The following is a 17,116-nucleotide window of genomic DNA, read 5'->3' on the forward strand; positions in this document are numbered from 1 at the left end:
CAGGAGCCACCCCGCGCAGGCCTTACCAACCGGCCCTGTGCAAAAGTGAACATAACAAATTTCCGGGCCGGACTAGGCTGGCTGTGCTTGGTCCCAAGCCAGGCAACCTCCAACGGCTCCGGCATTTAGGGTTGTGCCGGGGCCGTTTTCCTTTTTGCCCTTGGTGCGGTGGTCCATGTTTAACGATGCACTCTTCGATGAGTTGAGGCAGCTGGAGCGCAATGTCGTCGAAGCTGAGCGGCGGCTGGCCGAGCAGGAGGCGATGATCGTCGAACTGAAACGGCAACACCAGGATATCAGCAGCGCGGAGGCCGAATTGGAAACAATGCGCGCGAACCAGCGGCAGCGTCAGCAGGACCGACAGCGGCTTCTATCGTTGCTGCAACGCTAAGGGACGTTCTGCAGTGAGGCTCCACGCGGCATCTCGGCCGCGGTCGGATGGCTGTTGTTAGCGCTGGTCGGTGCCGTCCTGGCCGCGGCTTCGCTGTGCACGCGGCGATGCCGGCCGTCTCTCGCGAGCGGCGCTTCTCGGAGCAGCGTTTACTCTGGCGGCCTGTCTTATTGCGATTAAGATTGACTTTATACTCCGAGTTAATGATATTTAATATGAAAATAAGCCAAATTAAATGACGCCCGTGCCTGAGCTTGGAGCCTGAAACGCCGGGCATTTTTCTCAGCGACGCATCTCAGGGACACCCGGGTGGCAATGGACCGAGATCAGCTTGACGCGATGTCCATCGATGAGTTGTGGGCGCTGCACACCGACGTGGACCAGGTCCTAGCGGTGAAGCTGACCGCAGCAAAGCGCGACCTTGAGGAGCGGCTTGATCAGCTCGGCTGGAGAGCAGAGTGGAAGGAACCCGGGAAAAAGCACTGAGTAACGACAGAGCCTCCGGCGCGAGTGTTATAAATAGTGATTAATTGTAATTAACTTAATTTATGCTTTTTGGGTCGCTACGTGATTTAATTGTTGCCTCATTATACAGAAGCGCGGCGCGGCCTTCCTATTCTATTTCCCCTGCGCCCGCTCGGAAGGGTCCGGCCATGACTGGTCTCCATCATTTCCAAAATTCCCCAGGGTCAATGCGATCGGCCGCTCCCTTCGAATGGGCCAACTTGCCCGAGGCGGGCAATCGCGGCGGTCGAGCGGACGCCGCGGCCGCTGTTCTTCGGCTCCGCTTCGAAGCGCTCGCTGCTCAGATTGCCGAGTTGGAAGCGCTTCGTGGACGCGTTCTTGAGGCTGAGCAGAAGATCGCCTCTTAAGCTGAACAAGGCAGGCTGCCCTCAATTGCGAGTTCCTCTGCCGAACGAAGGCTCTTGCGCTTCAACTAGTGATCAAGCGGCAGCAACAACACTGACCTTTTGAGCCGTAGCGTGGCTTGGTGATTCGTTTCTTACGTGGGGATGCAGCAAGGGGAGGCGAGATATGGTCAAGCGAGTTCGGATTACCGCAGGTGATCTGACAGATCACGACATCGGAACAAACGACGTTTTGGTCGGCGCTGCGGACGTGATCAACTTGCTATATGGGGATGCCGGTGGAAGCCTGCTCGATCACGCTATTGGAGGAAATGACACTTTTACCGGCGGCACGAACTCGACGAACTTTTTCGTTGGCGATGCGCGTCGAGACATGTCCGATCACGCGAGAGGTGGTGCCGACACATTCAGCGGTGGGGCGGACTCGATCAACACGTTGATCGGTGACGCGGGCGGAAACATGTCCGATCACGCCACCGGTGGCGATGACACCTTTTCGGGTGGCGACAGCCACTTCCAACAGCCTCCTTCCACGAACATCGCCTACGGTGATGCCTACGACAGTATGTCTGGCCACGCTCGGGGCGGTAACGACACTTACATGTCTGGGATTTTGGCCACCAATACGTTTTATGGCGACGCTGGCGGCAACATGGCCGACCACGCCAGCGGCGGCCAAGACACATTCATTACCGGTCCTGCCCTGAGTGGGTATAGCGGGACCCCGACCACATTCTTCGGCGACGCCGGCGAAAGCATGTCTGGGTACGCAAAAGGAGGCGACGACACGCTAACAACGAACGGCCATAGCAACACCATCCATTATTATGGCGATGCCGGCGGAAACATGTCCGACCGGGCCCAGGGCGGCAACGACGCATTTACAACCAGCGGCATTGAAGACAACTACTTCTTTTACGGCGACGCCGGCGGCAATTTGTCGGGCCATGTTAAAGGTGGGGACGACATCTTGAGGTTTGTCGCAATTCCCCACTTCATGAACGACTTTAGCTATTTCTGCGGCGACGCCGGCGGCGATATGCTGGAATTCGCGCATGGTGGCAACGATACGATGGACAGTGCCGCAAACGATATCGGTGAGGCTACGTTCTTTGGTGACGCCGGCGGGAATATGCGGGATCATTCAGTCGGCGGCGATGACAAATTCGTAGGTGGCCCGAGGGCGTTTTTATGCGTGGCTTATGGTGATGCACTGACAATGTCCGGCGATGCGTCTGGTGGCAACGATACGCTTATAGCGGGCAGTGTTCTTTCTGGTGGTTACAGCACCTTAGTTGGCGATGCGCAGACTATGACCGACAGAGCCCACGGCGGCAATGACAGGCTGATCAGCGGCACCGGAAACGACGACATGTGGGGCGACGCTCAGGTAATGCTCGGCCGCGCGAAAGGAGGAAACGACTACTTCGCCTTCAATTTCAGCAGCGGTCACGACAAGATCGAGGATTTTGGTCAGGGGCTCTCAAATCTGGGAACCGACCACATCGATGTTTCGGCACTCGGAATCGTGAACTTCAGCGATCTGACCATCTCAGCATTCGATCCAACGACGCACGAGAGCACGATCACATTCAATGCAGGTAATGATGTCGTGGTGCACAGCGAGGAAGCGCTCAGGCCACAGGATTTCATTTTCGCGCCGCATGACCTCTTAATCTAAAGGGGAAACAGGCTCGCCTTGATTCAAGATCGAGGGCGCGCCGGGGCCTGGCGAAGGCCCAGGAGTGAGCATCCCGCTGTTCCTGATTTAACGTTTTTCTGAGACAGCGGCGTGTTTCAGCGCCCTGGATCGATCCCCCAGCAGTCGGTCCCGATCCTGCAGGTGCAGAGCTTCATCTCATTCCCACGGCGCCCAGTTCGTCCATTAAGGAACTGGTTACAAGTCAATGTCATCATTGTGTATTACGCCGCCATTTGCGGCGAGCATTCTGAGAACGGCTTAATACTTCGACACGCCCGGTTGGCGGTCTCTTTCAGGAGAGGCCCAATGTTTAAGGGCTTAACGGCGGCAGTTGTGGCGCTGATTAGTACAGCGCAACTGGATCGATACCTAACCAACGGGCGGTACACCGACGCGGCCACAGATGTGCTGCGGCAAATCAGGTTCGCGTTTGGATTTTGAGGCGCCCATGGACAATTTGAGGCCGGTGACGGAGGGCATCTCCTGGACTGATCTCGACGCCGAGGAGCAACGAGCCATTGCGATACTGGGAGCCGGACTGTCTATCGAGCTGTGTGATCCCGTTGCTCTCCTGAAATTGAAGTGGCTAGGGCTGATCGTTGGGTCCCATTTGACGGCCACTGCGCACGAGTTTCGGAGGCGCGTTGTTTTAGACGAACTCAGAGCGCGGGATTGAATCGTGTAATCAATATCGGCGCGCTTAAAAATCAGCTTGGTAGTAGTGTTGAATAAGGCGGGGAGTGAAGGTGGCGAGTGCAATTGAGCTGATCGTGGAGGGTTATGTTTCCCTAAGGGACCAAGCCGCGCTTGATGAGCTTCGGACGCAGCGCCGCAAACTTATCGCAGATCTCAATGCTTGTACCGGGATCGACTGCACAAGTACGATCCAACAGATCGAGAAAGATATCATCGTGATCGAGGCTGGGCTGGCGCACCTGGATGGTGCGGCGAAGACCTAACCAAGCTGCGAACGTAATAGCCCTGTCCATGAACGGCTGACCTGATTTCGTCGCTGACCTTGAGAACTCGTTTCCTGCTCCTGCGCCACTTATGTACAGAGTAAAGCACTGGTACGGGCGAGCCTGAACTTAGAACGAGCAAGTCGCGCTTGTGATTGCGATAGACATCGAACATCTTTCGCCCCGCTGATCATATTGAACTAAGAATGAAATACGCTTCCATCATTTCATTCGACTAGCTTAGTGTCTCGAATGGCTGTGAGGGTTGTAAATCTGCAACGCCTGCGGCTTTTGCTTCCCGCGTTCCGGATTTGGAACGAACTAAATTGTAGGCCTGAACCATCGCCAAGCAGATTATCTTATTCTTGTAACCTGAACCTTTTCGCCATCATCCACGTTGACGATTTCATCGTCGCAAACAATTACATCAGATACAGCCAACCAAAGCGACGACGTGGGCGTATCTGTCGGGTCTACCTTCCACATACTGCCGTCCTCTAGCTTCAAAATCTGCCCATCAGCTAGGACTTCTTGTATCCAATGTCCGTCATCGCAGGCGCATGCAGGCGTGGTCGCGATAGCGCCCATGACTGCTACGGCGCAGAGCGGCACCAGCCTGATCTTCATTCGGAGTTTCTCCCTCAAGCTCCCGCCGGTCCTTGCGCGATGTCGATCACGTGCCGATCAGTGCCAACGGTAATGACGATAGTGTACGTTTTCGGTCGTCCGCTCTCACTTGCAACTGGTGGCGCCAGATGCAATTGCCCGCCGTACCATTCACCCGGCATCAAGGTGTTGTCCTTAATGACCGCTTGCTCCAATGCCGCCATGTTGCGCTGCCCCGTCTCGACAGTGGCGGCGATCATCGCTTCGTTTTGAGCGGCCGCATTGTTCTGCGCGATCACAGCCGCAGTGGGGCTGTAGAACGTTCCGGTGCGTCCGCTGGGGGTGGTGTAGCTGCCATGACCAGCGTTCGCGGCGCTGTAAGCGTTGGCACCCGCGGCCAAGCCGGTGAGGAGGGCGGCGGCAACCTGCCGGTTTCGCTCCTCTTGGACCAGCATCTCGTAGGTCACGACCTTCATCTCGAAATCAGAGCCTGCGGCGTGCTGGACAGCCTCGACTTGCCCGACGCGGAAGTCGACCGGCTGCTTGCCTAGATTGTTGATGCCGACGACAAACACCGGCCGTCCGTTCGCTTGCATTTGACGCGACGCTGGTCGTACCAGGACGAGCGAGCTCTTTTGTCTGGAGACGAGGGCGGGCTGCCCGTCTCGCATGAGGGCCTGCTGCTGCGGATTTGACGCTCGGAAAGAAACCGTCTCGCCGGTCGACATACAGCCGCCCAAGAGGGCGCAGAGCGCTAAAATACCCAAACTACGCATAGAGGATCCCCCGACCCGACAAGCGCATCAAAACGCAACTGTCGCGCGAGATCAAGGGCCGGCACCAGTTTCGAAATCGATCGCTGTTGAAGGTCAAGGCCCGTCCAGGGTGCTGGTCGGCGAGAGCCAACCCTTCCACCTTGAGGCACGTTACGCATGGCTCAGGACACAGCCGCCTTGCACGCGTGGGTTAGCGCGCGTGCGAACCGAGCAGCATGGCTCTGAGCTATGATCTACGATCCTTCTATCAGTCGGGAACAAGTGGCAATCTGGCGCATTCCTTCTTTGCTCCGGTGTACCCCAAGAGCCCCCCTGAAGTCGGAGCAGACCCCAACGGCCTCAGCTGCCGCCCAGCTGAGGCCGCCCCTTTTGTCCCGAAGGGTCACGGCAGGGCGGGGATGCTCAGAGGCGCTTCTGAGACGCAAATTGGGGTGGACTGCCGCTCGCGAAGTCCGGCCTGACATCGGCTCCACGGTTGCCGCATCCGCCGCACACGAAGCGCGGCTCGACATCAGACAGGCGAACATCGTTCGGCCAGCGATCAGCCGTCAGAGCAGTATGATGGCCGCAATGGCAGTAGACCAGGACGCCGCGCAGGCCCATCTGGCGCATATCGCCAAAGGTGATCTTCACGGGACGGCCGTCACCGTGCGTGGGCCTGTAGCGTCGAGGAGAACGAGGCATGCCGCCATCAAAGCGGCATCGTTAGTACCTCGCAAATTATCGATTCCTGGTGGCTCGGGACTCGCGCGAGCTACGGCCGCTAGTAGGTGTGGACAGACTGAAATCCCCCGGTCCGCTACCCGGGAATTTTCGAGCGTGCAGGGCATCAAGGGGGCCGCCTTCCTCGGTCGCCGACGAGGCGCCCTGAAATGCCTATTTTCATAGGGTCTGCGTGCGCCCTGCCGACGCTTGGGCTAGGGTGGTAGCCCGCAGCATGAATTTGCCCTTGAGGTGGCGGAGATCTTCCCCATATTGGGCGCCGGTCACGGAGTTGCCGGTTCCCGGGCCCTCGCTGCTGCGGTCGATGACCAGCAGGACCACGCCCAAGCCACGGAGAGCGACGCGATCGGCGCAGTGCGGATTGAGGTCGACCGGGCGGGGACCACCTAGACGGTCCCGGGAGCCACGCCTGAACGGCGAGAAGGGCGCCCGCAAGCCCCTCACGTCGTTGTCCGACAAGATCGAGGCGGCCCTACCGCCGCGGCGAGATGCGGGGAGAAGCGCCGGCGGATGATGGCCGAGCGCACCGGTTTTCGGATAGATGAACTTCGACCAAACGTTCCAGAGGAAGCCGGCCGCCGAAACCACTAAAGAAAAAACACCGATAATGAGAGCCCAGTCAGCAGTTTGCATGGGCTCTATCTGGGGTGAGGCCGCAGCTTCGAACTGGCATTGACTGGAAGATCGAAAAGGCCGCTTTCGGTTACGGATACTTGGGTGCTCATCAACGGGACTAGGCGAATCACGCGCCAAGCGGTTTCGGCGACGCTGAATTTCAGCCACGCGCCCGTCAGGAAAAAGAAGACGATCTTCGACCTTTCCAACGCTAGCCGCTCATGAGGCCGCGTTTTGAGCCGCCGCTCCATAGTGAGAGCTGCCCAACCGCCTTCGGCATCTAGTGCACTTATCCAGTCAACATCCTTCGTGTTTGCCGCAAACTTATTCCGTAAAGAAACGATTTTGTGCTCTGGAAAAATAGGCTGCAGGCAATCTGCGATGGTGAAACTGATGTTGTTATCGACCAACAGTTTCAAGCAACGAGCTTTCGTTCGAAACTCACTGCATCTCTAACTTCGGTGACCGAGACGTTGTAGAGGAATGCGACCTTTTTTGTAGACCCCTCGAGGCCAACAGCCCGCGCCAGCACTTCAGTCGGAACTCCGGTGCTACTGATCGGGCGGCCGAAAGCTCGTGCAGGATCGATTACGATCGAACGTCGCTGGATCCCTAAAGGAAACCAACGGGACACAGCGGATGCATCAAACTCGAGGTCCTTTAAGCTCGGTTCGACTATCGTGCGGAAGACGTTCTGGCGATGGCGGAGGTCGACGAGCTTAGGTTCGTCAAGACCCTCCGTAATCTCCAGGAAGATCGTCTTGCCGTCCGTTCTAAACCGTTGTGTTGAAAAAGGTCGATCGTCTTTCACTTCTTCCGCGGCTCGCTCATAGCAAGCGCGAATCGTCGGAAGGCCAATCCCGATGTCGCGGAAGGCCTTTACGAATCGAAGCTCGATCAAGTCGCGGAAACTGAGCTCCACCAGATTATTGTCATTTTGATAATCAGGACGCCAAAGCGGCTCGGAATGCCCCTCATGGTCTGGACCGAAGTCATAGCCCTGTAGCCATCTGACTACCGTGTTCCGTGAAATGTGCCGAGTAGCCGCCGTGCGACTGAAATTGAGCAGGCGAAGTGCCTCTGAGGCACTGTAAGCACCCCGACTAAGTGCATCTAGCTCTTGCTCTACTTTGGCCATGATAACTGTTTAGCCGATGTTTTACTCTCAGCAAAGTTCCATCTACATGAGGGATTGTCCAAGGAATCAGCCGCTCATCAATCCTTGACCCGGTTCGCCGAGCCTCATTTGCCCGTTGCGTATTCGTGCAGTCCGCTGTCGTTGTCGGTCTTCCGACTGACACACAATCAGGCCGACGCACTCTGTTATCTAAGCCATTCTCTCAGCCAGGCCTTCGCTTGATCAAGATACGTTCCTCCGCCAAACCGCTTCATCAGCGCCTGACACGCGGCCTTTCTGTTGTCGTAGGCCGAAATCCATTTCCGGTCGTCAACGTCGAGGCCGGCAACTCCAAACCTGTCCAGCTTCCGTAGCGCGTCGCCTTCAAAAACGTAGAGGACATAGGAGCCGTTGCTCTCGTAGACCCGGCAACTTTTCAAGTTTATGTCCGACCTAGTCTCCTGCGGGTTTTCACGGACCGCCGGGAAGCCTTGTGGAATGTATGATGTGTAATATGTGCTCTCGTTTTCATCTGCAGCACGAGCTTGAGCGACAATCAGGAGAGCGGTCAATGCGACCCCGTAGACCACCGCAAAATTAGGCATGAATTCCCCCCAATAAAGCCGCATCCAACCGCAACCGCAGGGTGAGCGCAAGGGACGAGGCTAGAAGGCGAGGCAAGACTATTTTTTCACGCCGCTATTTTAGCCGCCTCCCTTGCACCCATTGCGGTAGGGACGCGTTCACATCGAGTGTGAAAACGACTTCATCTCGGATGCGCCCGCGCGTCGCGGCGGCTCGGGGCGCGGTGTTTCAACATTGCGACTGCACTCTCCCTAGCAAAGCCAGCGATAAAGCCCCCAACCGGCCAGCAGCACGGCGGCAATCACAAACTCAATTCGCCGCGGGCGGCTCACTTGGTTCGCTTTGTCATCGCCGCGCCCGAGTAAGAGCGCTATGGGCGATGCCAACCCAGAACATCTCATGGGCGCTTTGCCTTCAGCCCGATCTCGACGAGGCGGCGGATGGCTTCGGAGCGGACCGTGCCGTTTGCTGCGCTCCATGCGTCGACTTCTGAAATCAGATTGGACGGCATCCGGACGACCACCTGCGGGTCCTTGCCGGTGGCCGGGCGCCCGCGCCTTTTTTTGGGCATTACCTTTATTGACTTTGCCATCATTTAGGCATTACCCTAAAAGCAAGCCGAGGGGAAGGTACCAGCTTCCGCCTCGGCTCTAACCCCGATCAAGAGAGGCAGTTACCCCATGACCGAAGCTGACCGCGTGCGTAGCACGCCACCCCTAAACTCGTCCTCAAACAATGTCGCCAGGGCGACAACCATTGATCCCGTCGAGACCTCATCTCGACGCCGATTCCTTGCCCAAGCTGCGGCTGTCACCGCTGGAGGTGTCGCTCTTGGACCGGCACTTCCGCTGCCCGGATCGGCCGCAGCCGCTGGACTGACTTCTAATCCGATCCTGGAGGCCGTTACGGGAGCGCCCTTGCAAGCGCCGACGCTGACCTTGGACAGCTCGCTCGCGAGCGACGAGCTTCGATCGGCTTGCAGAAAGGTGGATGACACGCACGAAACTCTGAAGGCCGCTTGGACTGAGTACCAGAGGGTACAAGAACTGGGGCGAGATTGGAATCGACAGCATCCGGCCCCGGACGGTAGCAGACGAGCCTACCGGAAATGGGAACGTCGCTGGTGCAAGCATCGTGATGAGGTGAACTTTGACGGCGCTCAGGCCGCATATTTTGAGGCGCGGACGGATTTTGAAAAGGCCAAGGTCGCCGTGGCGCTCGTAGATGCCCGCGACCTGAACGAATTGGCTCTCAAGGCGGCCGTCGCCTACGTGTACGAGGACCCGCGCGAGCGGCATTTGCGCAACCTTACCCCAACGATCGCAGCCTCGGTCGCTGTTGGGCTGGCGATCATGGTGGCCCGGGCGAAGGGAGCCTCGGCATGAGCCATCAACATCAGCAACATCTCGAAGAGATCGACCGAAGCCTCGCCGACATTCAGGTGATGGGACAAGTCGCGATGCGGTCGGCGCAGAATCTCCAGCAAGACGGTTCGGGTGGTTATCGTCTGCCAGAGCAAGAGACGTCTACACTGTTGTTCAGCGTTCACGATATCCTGGACCGGATCGGGAAACTGAGAGCCAACCTCGTGCCAGAGAATGAGGTGGGGCCGGACGCTGGGACGGTCGACGAGGCGGACATCCCCGAGGGCGGCATGAATACCCACCCGACCCCGAAAGATGATGTTCTCGACGGGATATGGTGCCTTGAGCGGATGACGCTCGTCGGGATTCGGTTGCTCGACGGCGCCTCTGTTTTTAAAGATGCAGAGGGCTTCGACGCCCTCTCGTTTTGCCTTCACGACCTGCTTGAGCGCATCCAAAAAATGGATCGCACCGCGAGGCAGATCCAAATGCCGGCGTCATAGGCCTGGGTCCGATTGAGACCAGCCCATATCCAAGTGAAAGGCCCGGACTAGCTCCGGGCTTTTTCATGAGCGCCGACGACGCAGGCCGGTCTGAAGTTGAGCGCGGATGATTGATTGCGAGATCGTCGGTCATGCCGGCCGGGCTTCCGCGGTCCTAATTTCATCCCAACACAACCATACAACCGCAAAAATCGCTTTTAGGTTGTTAGCAGGAACAAAGCTGGCACAAACTGCATTTGATCTGCCGCCTCAGTTGGCGGCCGCTTTCGCAAATTGCGGTGGCTTGCCGCTCTCGAAATCCGGCCTGACATCGGCTCCACGGTTGCCACAACCGGCACAGACAAAGCGCGGCTCGATATCGGAAAGCCGGACCTCATCAGCCCAGCGATCGGCCGGCAGCCGGAGGCTATGGCTGCACCGATAGTCGGGGCAAAAGACGAGGACGCCGCTCAGACCCATCTCGCGCATCTCACCGAACGTGATCTTGAGCGGCCGGCCGTCGGGGGTGCGTGGGCGTGTGGCGGCGGGCAGGGCGGGGGCATGGCGCCATCCAAGCGCCGCGCGATCGGGAGTCAAATTATCAATCCCTTGGGCCTCAAGACGCGCGCGCGAGCTACTGCGCGTCGTAGTCAGCTTCAGCCGAGTCTAAGCCCCCCTCAGACCTTCGGCGTCCACCATCTCGTAAAGGATGCGAGTCGCGACCGCCTGATTTCTACCACCAAAGCGCTTCCGGCATGTTGCGCCGCCGCGGCGGTCGACTGAGATGGGGCGCGATTGTGCACACCAAAATCACCGCCAGTCGCCTGTCTGACAAAGCTGCTTTCGAGGTCAACCAAGCGCTCGTCAGCAAGACCGAGGACGAACTTGCTGAGCGTGACGCGCATCGTCGCGATCCTGACCAGCCCTGAACTTATGCGAGCCTGCAAGACAGGTATTTTGGCGTCCGCCTGAGGCGTGATCCAGTACTCGCTGGCTAGATCAGCCAGTTTCGTGATCTCAGCACAAAGATCATCGATTCTTTTCTCGGCATGATCGAGACTCGCCTTCCAGCGGCTCACCCATATGCCGCTGAGAAGAGCCGAGAGTATTGCAGGGAGTATGATCTTCGTAACATCGAAGATCAGCGAGGGTTCGCTAGTTGCGCTAATGGGCGGCGGCCTTTAGGGCGTCGCGCAAATACGACTTCGCATCCTTGACGAAGCTAGCGTAAATCGGATCATTGGATCGGAGCTCTAAGTGGTCCGTAATTTCCCTCGGGGAAAAAAGCCCGGTCCGAACAAGGCCGCCAAAGGCTTCCTCAAGAAACGAAGACGAGTAGCTGAAGGCTCCGTCGAGGTCGACAACTAGCTTCTGCTTTTTCGAAATGGCATCGCGGAGTGCAGGCGCCAAAACCTGATCGCGGAATCGCTCGCCATTGAACGGCCCGTCCGCAGGGTAGCGGCCGGCCGGGGAGGCGGAATAATCGTTCGCGATGGACAGCATCTTGTCACTCATGGCTGAGCCTGATGGAGCAAAGCTTCCAGCTCCAGGTAGGTTCCCAAAAATGGGACGGCGTGCGTTTGTATCAGCTTGGAACCGTCGGCGCTATACGTGTAATCGCCGCACCGGCTCACGATCCTGAGACGCCCTTCCGGGCAACCTCGGATGATTTCGAGGATCTTAGGTAGGCCCTTTCCCCGAAAACTCAATCCCGTGGACGTGGCTAAGGTCATCGCAAGTTCGATAGCTTGGCCATCGTTAGCGGGATCTTGAGGGTCGAAGTTCAGTGAGAAATCGGACAGGAATTTCTCGATGATTTGGTTAAGGCCCCACTTCATCGGAAGCGCCCTCGGTATAGAGATGCCTTGATCCAAGATTGCCAAAGTGAGCTTGCCTGAGGCTTGGTCAACGGCACCCGTAAACCACCATTTTGGCACTGAGAAGGGATTGGCGGTCGGGTAAGCGTGGCTGCGTACATTTTCAACTGCATCCGTAACGGCGCTCGCGAGTTGCAATCTAAGCCCAGGGTCGCCGCCCATGCGATCAAACAACCGCCGGATCGCTTCATTAACAGGCGCCATATTGACTTCACTGCCGCTGACCATCTTCTCGATCATCAGCCCGCCGGTGCTCGCCGGCACGTCGACCCGCAGGCGTAGAAGATCGAAAAAACCGAGCTCCGCCAATGTTCCCTTTACGGAGGCGTCCCACTTATGAAGGTCGATCGTTGCGGGCGGATTTCCGGTGACCGAGCTGATGCGGTCGTATTCCGCAGCAAGCATCAGAGCTGCACCAGCGGATATGTGTTTGAGCGTGGTGAAGTCTCTGGAATTGCGGACCCAGCCGATCCTGGAACTCCTTGATTTGGTGGGCTGCTTGAGGGCTCCCGTGACGCGGCGCGACGTCCGAACACGCAACTCGGAGAGCATCCCGATCGTGTCGAGGTAGTTAGTATCCAAGCACATGACGGCTGGGATCTTGCCCACCCGATCGAGCCGCACGAGGCGCGTAGCGGTGGCAGTCGAAATCAGGTGCAGCGCCCCACTCGACCCCGGCCGGCGTTTCATGCCTTTTGTGGCTCGGTAAATCAGCCACCGATGGTAACGCGGGGTCAGCCGTCTCACGGATGCACGCCAATTGGTCCACGGGGCCCCCGACGGAGCCGATCAAAATTCTCGAAGCACTCGATTCGCGCGCCGCGTTGTACCGACGAGGGCGTAACGCCAAGTGGGCAAATCGGAGCGTGGGGGGGGGGAAGCCTTTGGGAAGATCCGACTCGGCCTATCGGCAAGGTTGCGGCGGGTGTTAGCTTCACGCGTTAGCGGGAGTCAATTGGCGGTTGGAAGGGCTACAGCTTTGAACGATCAGCACGACGTCGACGAACTCGCTGTCGCGTCGGCAGCGCACTCCCATCTCCAAGCTCAATGCTCGTCGACAGGGATTGCGGACACAGTGCTGACACGGACCCGGAGGCCATTTGGAGGGTCATCCGCGTGCCAGGCAACATATTGAAGAATTTGTGGTTTTTGGTGAGCGCGCTGGGGCTCGAACCCAGGACCCCGTGATTAAAAGTCACGTGCTCTACCGGCTGAGCTACGCGCTCCCATGGCCGCTGATGGCTTCGACAGAGATCGCCATCGTGCTCGGACATTCGAGAAGCATGTCTTGCCGCTGCGCTCTTAAGCTTGCGTCGCGGGGAAAAACCGGCTGTTTCCGGATCATGCTCTCGGCCCGCGCTGTGTAGGGGGAGTGGCCGCGGAGGTCAATAGTGCGGGTGGTTGCCGAAGTTCATGGCAGGAGCGAGGATTCGCTCGCTGCTTCCGCTGGTTAGGCCGGGAATCTCAACCTGATTGGCGGGCCGCCATCCACGCCGAACAGCGAGGATGGCCTCCTGCCTGTCAGTTCGTCTCGCGCCGCACCTCGCTCGGCACGGTTTGCGGCGCGCCGACGGGGGGCAGGGCGACCGGGCGGAGGCCGATCAGCTCGGCGGTGCGGATCGCGCTGTCGCGCCAGAACTGGAACGAGTTGATGCGGCTGAGCTCGAGGATGGCGATGGCGACCGCGGCGAGGAACGGCAGGCTCTGCAGCACCAGCACGCCGGCGAAGATGTAGATCTCGGTGATCTGCCGGAAGCTGTTGGAGGCGACCAGCACGCCGGCGCCGATCAGGAGCAGGGAGCCGATCACGGCTTCCCAGAATGCCTGGAACTCGATCGACATCCTGCTGAGGCCGCCCTTGGAGGTGCGGGCGAATGCGATGTGCTCGGTGATCAGGCCCTGCGCCACCGCGCGCGACACCGTCCACTGCACGCTCATCGCCGCGATCATCGCGCCCAGCATCTGGCCCGGCTTGATCGCGACGCGGGCGCGGTACATCGACAGGAAGTGCGCCAGCGAGACGACGAAGGCGCCGATGATCGGCAGCGTCAGGATCTTGTCGGGAATGGCGATGTCGGCAAAGGCGACGATCGGCACCCAGACGAGGTTGAGCAGCGCCACGACCACGCCGAGGCTTTCCGCGCCCAGCCAGTTCAGCCAGCCGAGGCCATATTCCCGCTTCTGGTCGGGCGTCAGCCGGCTCGCACCGGGCAGGAAGCGGCGCCAGTGCTTCTTGACGATCTGGAGGCCGCCATAGGCCCAGCGGTGCCGCTGCTTCTTGAAGGCCTCGTAGGTATCGGGCAGCAGGCCTGCGCCGTAGCGCGTGTTGGTGTAGTGGGTGACCCAGCCGAGCTCCTGGATCGCAAGGCCGAGATCGGAGTCCTCGCAGATCGTGTCGCTCGACCAGCCACCGGCCATGTCCATCGCGGCGCGGCGGATCAGGCACATCGTGCCGTGCACGATGATGGCGTTGGCCTCGTTGCGCTGGACCATGCCGATGTCGAAGAAGCCGGCATATTCGCCGTTCATGATGTAGTGCATGATCGACAGGTCGCCGTCGCGATGCTCCTGCGGCGCCTGCACGAGGCCGACGCGCGGATCGGCGAAGGCCGGCACGAGATCCCTAAGCCAGTCGGCCTCGACGACATAGTCGGCATCGAGGATGCCGATGATCTCGGCATCGGCGGCGGTGCGGTCCATCGCGATGCGCAGCGCGCCGGCCTTGAAGCCCTGCACCTTCTCGGCGTTGATGAACTTGAAGCGTTCACCGAGCGCGCGACAATGGTCCTGGATCGGCTGCCAGAAGGCGGGATCCGGCGTGTTGTTGATGATGACCACGCATTCGTAGTTCGGATAGTTCAGCCGCGACAGCGCATCCAGCGTCTGCTTAAGCATGTCGACCGGCTCGAAGTACGCCGGGATATGGATCGAGACCTTCGGATAATAACTCTCCGGCACGTTCTCGACCGGCTTGCTCTTGGTGAGAAGCCGCTGCGGCGGCCGGCCGAAGGCGACCGCGGCGATCTCGTCGATGCGCGCCATCGCGATGAGAACAAGGGGAACAAGGAGGATCATGCCGAGCGTCAGCGCGAAGGCCGAGCCAAAGATGAAGTAGTGGCTATTCCAGAAGGCGAACACGGTCGCGGCCCAGGCGCCGACGCCGTTGGCGGTCGCCGAGAGCAGGAAGGCCTGCTTCGCGGTCGCTTTCTGGATCCGCAGGATCGGCAGCGACAGCAGGATGCCGACCAGCAGCGCGATGCCCATCAGCTTCCAATAGTCGGGATTCTCCACCGGGCCGGTCCAGGCGAATTTCGGCTCGCGGCTGGCGTTGAGGATGCCCCAGTACGGACCGACGCCGCCTTCGAAGAACTTCCAGGGCTGATCGATGGCTTCGACGATGTTGTATTCCATACCGATGGCCTCGGCACGGGTGACGAAGTCGCGCAGGATCAGCGCCTGCTGGAACGGACCCGGGTCGGCGTTGCGCAGATTGTAGCCCTGGCTCGGCCAGCCGAACTCGGCGATCACGATGCGCTTGCCGGGGAACAGGTTGCGCAGCAGGTTGTAGCGGTCGACGGCCTGGTCCACCGCCTGGTCCGAGCGGAAGTTTTCCCAGTAGGGCAGCACGTGGGCGGCGATGAAATCGACGTTGGAGGCAAGGTCGGGATTGTCGCGCCAGATGTTCCAGATCTCGCCGGTGGTCACGGGCACGCGGACCGCGCCCTTCACCTTCTTGATCATGTCGATGAGGTCTTCGACCTTCTGCTCGCCGCGATAGATCACCTCGTTGCCGACGACGACGCCGACGACGTTGCTGTTCTTGCGGGCGAGCTCGATCGCGGCCTTGATCTCGCGCTCGTTGCGATCCTTGTCCTTGTCGATCCAGGCGCCGACGGTGACCTTGAGGCCGAACTCGGCCGCGATCGGCGGCACCAGTTCCACGCCGCCCGTGGACGAATAGAGGCGGATCGCGCGCGTCATGGTCGACAGCGTCTTCAAGTCGGCGCGGATTTTCTCGACGGTCGGAATGTTGTCGATGTCGGGGTGCGCCGAGCCTTCGAACGGCGCGTAGGAAACGCTCGGTAGCAGGCCCTTGAAGTCAGGCGCGGGTTCCTTGTCGCGCAAGACCCCCCAGACTCCTGCATGGAGCATAGACACGAGCAACAGAACGGCGGCGACAACGCGCATCGCGGCTAAACCAAAAGGGGCTGAGGTGGCAGGGAAGCGGATCCGACCCCTAGATCCGACCGAGTCCGCGGCAAAGGGAGCATACCTCTGCCGCGCGGTTTCACAACTGTCATGGCCTCATGTCCTTATGAGGGCATGCCTTTTGGGATGCGTGGCAGTGCCAACCGTCTCTATCGCCGATCGTTCCTGAACGGCAGCTGAAACGATCGCGCTATTTCGAGGGGGCCGGGGACGGGCTTGCCGCAGGCGAGGGGCTCGCGGCCGGCTGGGGTGCCGGGGAGTTGCCTGCGGCCGGCGCTGCCGGGGAGGCCGCGGCCGCCTGCTGCGGCTGCGCGTTCGGGTTGATCCAGCACGCGTGCACACGGCTGTCCAGGGTCTCGGCCACCTTCGGATCGATCTGGCCACCGAACCGGGTCAGGCAGCGGAACGCGGCCTGGATGTGGCCGCCGGGACAGCCGAAGCGGTCGTAGAGGTCGAGATGGCGGAACGCGGTATCGAGGTCGTCCCGCCACATCAGCCGCACCACGCGCCGGCCGAGCCAGACGCATTCGGGGTTGCCGGCCGGGCCGTTGATGACCTGCGCCGCTTCCGCGAACTCGTCGGTGCGGCGCTGATTCTGGGCTGCGTCCTTGGCGGCGTCGGCGGGCTGGGCGGCCGCCTTGCCCTGGTCAGGGGCCGGCGTGCCGCTCTGGGCGGAGGCGCCGCCGACACCGATCAGAGCGAGCAAGGAGGAGACGGCCAAGGTGGCGGCGAACTGCCGCAGGACCGCATTTCGTAACTCGAACACCCGTTGCCGCATGAATTCCCCAATATATCCGCTAACCGTCCGCGCCGAGACCTCGCGGACGCGCTAGCTGATGGC

The 17,116-nt window shown here is 59.7% G+C and carries 21 protein-coding genes and 1 tRNA gene; 6 read left to right on the plus strand and 16 right to left on the minus strand.

Translation table 11 applies throughout. The features are described 5' to 3' along the window. The first annotated feature begins 175 nt into the window (after positions 1 to 175). The 4 genes from XH96_RS19640 to XH96_RS19655 all read left to right on the plus strand — a co-directional run bounded on the left by XH96_RS19640 (position 176) and on the right by XH96_RS19655 (position 3,921). Positions 176 to 391: a hypothetical protein gene (locus tag XH96_RS19640; RefSeq protein WP_194393878.1), complete on the plus strand. Its 216-nt coding sequence runs from the start codon at positions 176 to 178 to the stop codon at positions 389 to 391. A gap of 315 nt (positions 392 to 706) precedes the next feature. After that, positions 707 to 877 (plus strand): hypothetical protein, encoded by a 171-nt coding sequence (locus XH96_RS19645; RefSeq protein WP_194393879.1) that lies wholly within the window; start codon positions 707 to 709, stop codon positions 875 to 877. Positions 878 to 1,426: 549 nt separating this feature from the next. Beyond that, entirely contained in the window at positions 1,427 to 2,941 is a 1,515-nt protein-coding gene (locus tag XH96_RS19650) for a calcium-binding protein (RefSeq protein ID WP_246790135.1), read from the plus strand. Between the two features lie 767 nt (positions 2,942 to 3,708). Beyond that, a complete protein-coding gene (locus tag XH96_RS19655; protein WP_035715055.1) occupies positions 3,709 to 3,921 on the plus strand; it encodes a hypothetical protein in 213 nt (70 codons plus the stop codon). On the opposite strand, the gene XH96_RS39185 is transcribed toward XH96_RS19655, so the two are convergent. The 9 genes from XH96_RS39185 to XH96_RS19695 all read right to left on the minus strand — a co-directional run bounded on the left by XH96_RS39185 (position 3,869) and on the right by XH96_RS19695 (position 8,938). Next, complete coding sequence (locus tag XH96_RS39185) at positions 3,869 to 4,096, minus strand: hypothetical protein (protein WP_050991162.1); 228 nt, start codon at positions 4,094 to 4,096, stop codon at positions 3,869 to 3,871. The genes XH96_RS19655 and XH96_RS39185 overlap by 53 nt on opposite strands. Before the next feature lie 179 nt (positions 4,097 to 4,275). Next, complete coding sequence (locus tag XH96_RS19660; protein WP_194393880.1) at positions 4,276 to 4,548, minus strand: hypothetical protein; 273 nt, start codon at positions 4,546 to 4,548, stop codon at positions 4,276 to 4,278. 14 nt (positions 4,549 to 4,562) lie between these two features. Next, a complete protein-coding gene (locus XH96_RS19665) occupies positions 4,563 to 5,255 on the minus strand; it encodes a hypothetical protein (protein WP_194393881.1) in 693 nt (230 codons plus the stop codon). Between the two features lie 450 nt (positions 5,256 to 5,705). Beyond that, positions 5,706 to 5,987, minus strand: a complete 282-nt coding sequence (locus tag XH96_RS19670) for a hypothetical protein (protein WP_194393882.1) — start codon at positions 5,985 to 5,987, stop codon at positions 5,706 to 5,708. Positions 5,988 to 6,185: 198 nt separating this feature from the next. Continuing rightward, entirely contained in the window at positions 6,186 to 6,659 is a 474-nt protein-coding gene (locus XH96_RS19675) for a hypothetical protein (RefSeq protein WP_194393883.1), read from the minus strand. Between the two features lie 5 nt (positions 6,660 to 6,664). Then, a complete protein-coding gene (locus XH96_RS19680) occupies positions 6,665 to 7,060 on the minus strand; it encodes a hypothetical protein (protein WP_194393884.1) in 396 nt (131 codons plus the stop codon). Beyond that, positions 7,057 to 7,779: a hypothetical protein gene (locus tag XH96_RS19685; RefSeq protein WP_194393885.1), complete on the minus strand. Its 723-nt coding sequence runs from the start codon at positions 7,777 to 7,779 to the stop codon at positions 7,057 to 7,059. Before XH96_RS19685 ends, XH96_RS19680 begins: the two co-directional genes overlap by 4 nt. A 185-nt stretch (positions 7,780 to 7,964) precedes the next feature. Beyond that, the gene (locus tag XH96_RS19690; protein WP_194393886.1) at positions 7,965 to 8,363 is read right to left on the minus strand and encodes a hypothetical protein; all 399 of its coding nucleotides are present in this window, start codon (positions 8,361 to 8,363) and stop codon (positions 7,965 to 7,967) included. A 377-nt stretch (positions 8,364 to 8,740) separates the two neighbouring features. Continuing rightward, a complete protein-coding gene (locus XH96_RS19695) occupies positions 8,741 to 8,938 on the minus strand; it encodes a CopG family transcriptional regulator (RefSeq protein WP_194393887.1) in 198 nt (65 codons plus the stop codon). 85 nt (positions 8,939 to 9,023) lie between these two features. Between XH96_RS19695 and XH96_RS19700 the strand changes: the two genes are divergently transcribed. Both XH96_RS19700 and XH96_RS19705 read left to right on the plus strand, forming a co-directional pair. Then, positions 9,024 to 9,728 (plus strand): hypothetical protein, encoded by a 705-nt coding sequence (locus XH96_RS19700; RefSeq protein ID WP_194393888.1) that lies wholly within the window; start codon positions 9,024 to 9,026, stop codon positions 9,726 to 9,728. Next, positions 9,725 to 10,210: a hypothetical protein gene (locus tag XH96_RS19705; RefSeq protein ID WP_194393889.1), complete on the plus strand. Its 486-nt coding sequence runs from the start codon at positions 9,725 to 9,727 to the stop codon at positions 10,208 to 10,210. The genes XH96_RS19700 and XH96_RS19705 overlap by 4 nt, the downstream gene beginning before the upstream one ends. Before the next feature lie 249 nt (positions 10,211 to 10,459). Here the strand turns inward: XH96_RS19705 and XH96_RS19710 are convergent, their stop codons facing one another. The 7 genes from XH96_RS19710 to XH96_RS19740 all read right to left on the minus strand — a co-directional run bounded on the left by XH96_RS19710 (position 10,460) and on the right by XH96_RS19740 (position 17,053). After that, positions 10,460 to 10,786, minus strand: a complete 327-nt coding sequence (locus XH96_RS19710) for a hypothetical protein (RefSeq protein WP_246790136.1) — start codon at positions 10,784 to 10,786, stop codon at positions 10,460 to 10,462. A gap of 80 nt (positions 10,787 to 10,866) precedes the next feature. Next, positions 10,867 to 11,268: a hypothetical protein gene (locus XH96_RS19715; RefSeq protein WP_194393890.1), complete on the minus strand. Its 402-nt coding sequence runs from the start codon at positions 11,266 to 11,268 to the stop codon at positions 10,867 to 10,869. Positions 11,269 to 11,353: 85 nt separating this feature from the next. After that, entirely contained in the window at positions 11,354 to 11,704 is a 351-nt protein-coding gene (locus XH96_RS19720) for an STAS-like domain-containing protein (protein ID WP_210337896.1), read from the minus strand. Continuing rightward, the gene (locus XH96_RS19725) at positions 11,701 to 12,756 is read right to left on the minus strand and encodes a hypothetical protein (protein WP_194393891.1); all 1,056 of its coding nucleotides are present in this window, start codon (positions 12,754 to 12,756) and stop codon (positions 11,701 to 11,703) included. Before XH96_RS19725 ends, XH96_RS19720 begins: the two co-directional genes overlap by 4 nt. 460 nt (positions 12,757 to 13,216) lie before the next feature. Next, positions 13,217 to 13,292 (minus strand) — tRNA-Lys (locus tag XH96_RS19730). Positions 13,293 to 13,587: 295 nt separating this feature from the next. Next, positions 13,588 to 16,254 carry a glycosyltransferase gene (locus XH96_RS19735; protein WP_194393892.1) on the minus strand — a complete coding sequence of 889 codons (2,667 nt, stop codon included), beginning with the start codon at positions 16,252 to 16,254 and terminating at the stop codon, positions 13,588 to 13,590. 211 nt (positions 16,255 to 16,465) lie between these two features. Continuing rightward, complete coding sequence (locus XH96_RS19740; RefSeq protein WP_194393893.1) at positions 16,466 to 17,053, minus strand: beta-1-3, beta-1-6-glucan biosynthesis protein; 588 nt, start codon at positions 17,051 to 17,053, stop codon at positions 16,466 to 16,468. Positions 17,054 to 17,116 lie beyond the last annotated feature (63 nt).

Source organism: Bradyrhizobium sp. CCBAU 51765 (assembly GCF_015291725.1).
In the GTDB taxonomy this organism is placed as follows: domain Bacteria; phylum Pseudomonadota; class Alphaproteobacteria; order Rhizobiales; family Xanthobacteraceae; genus Bradyrhizobium; species Bradyrhizobium liaoningense.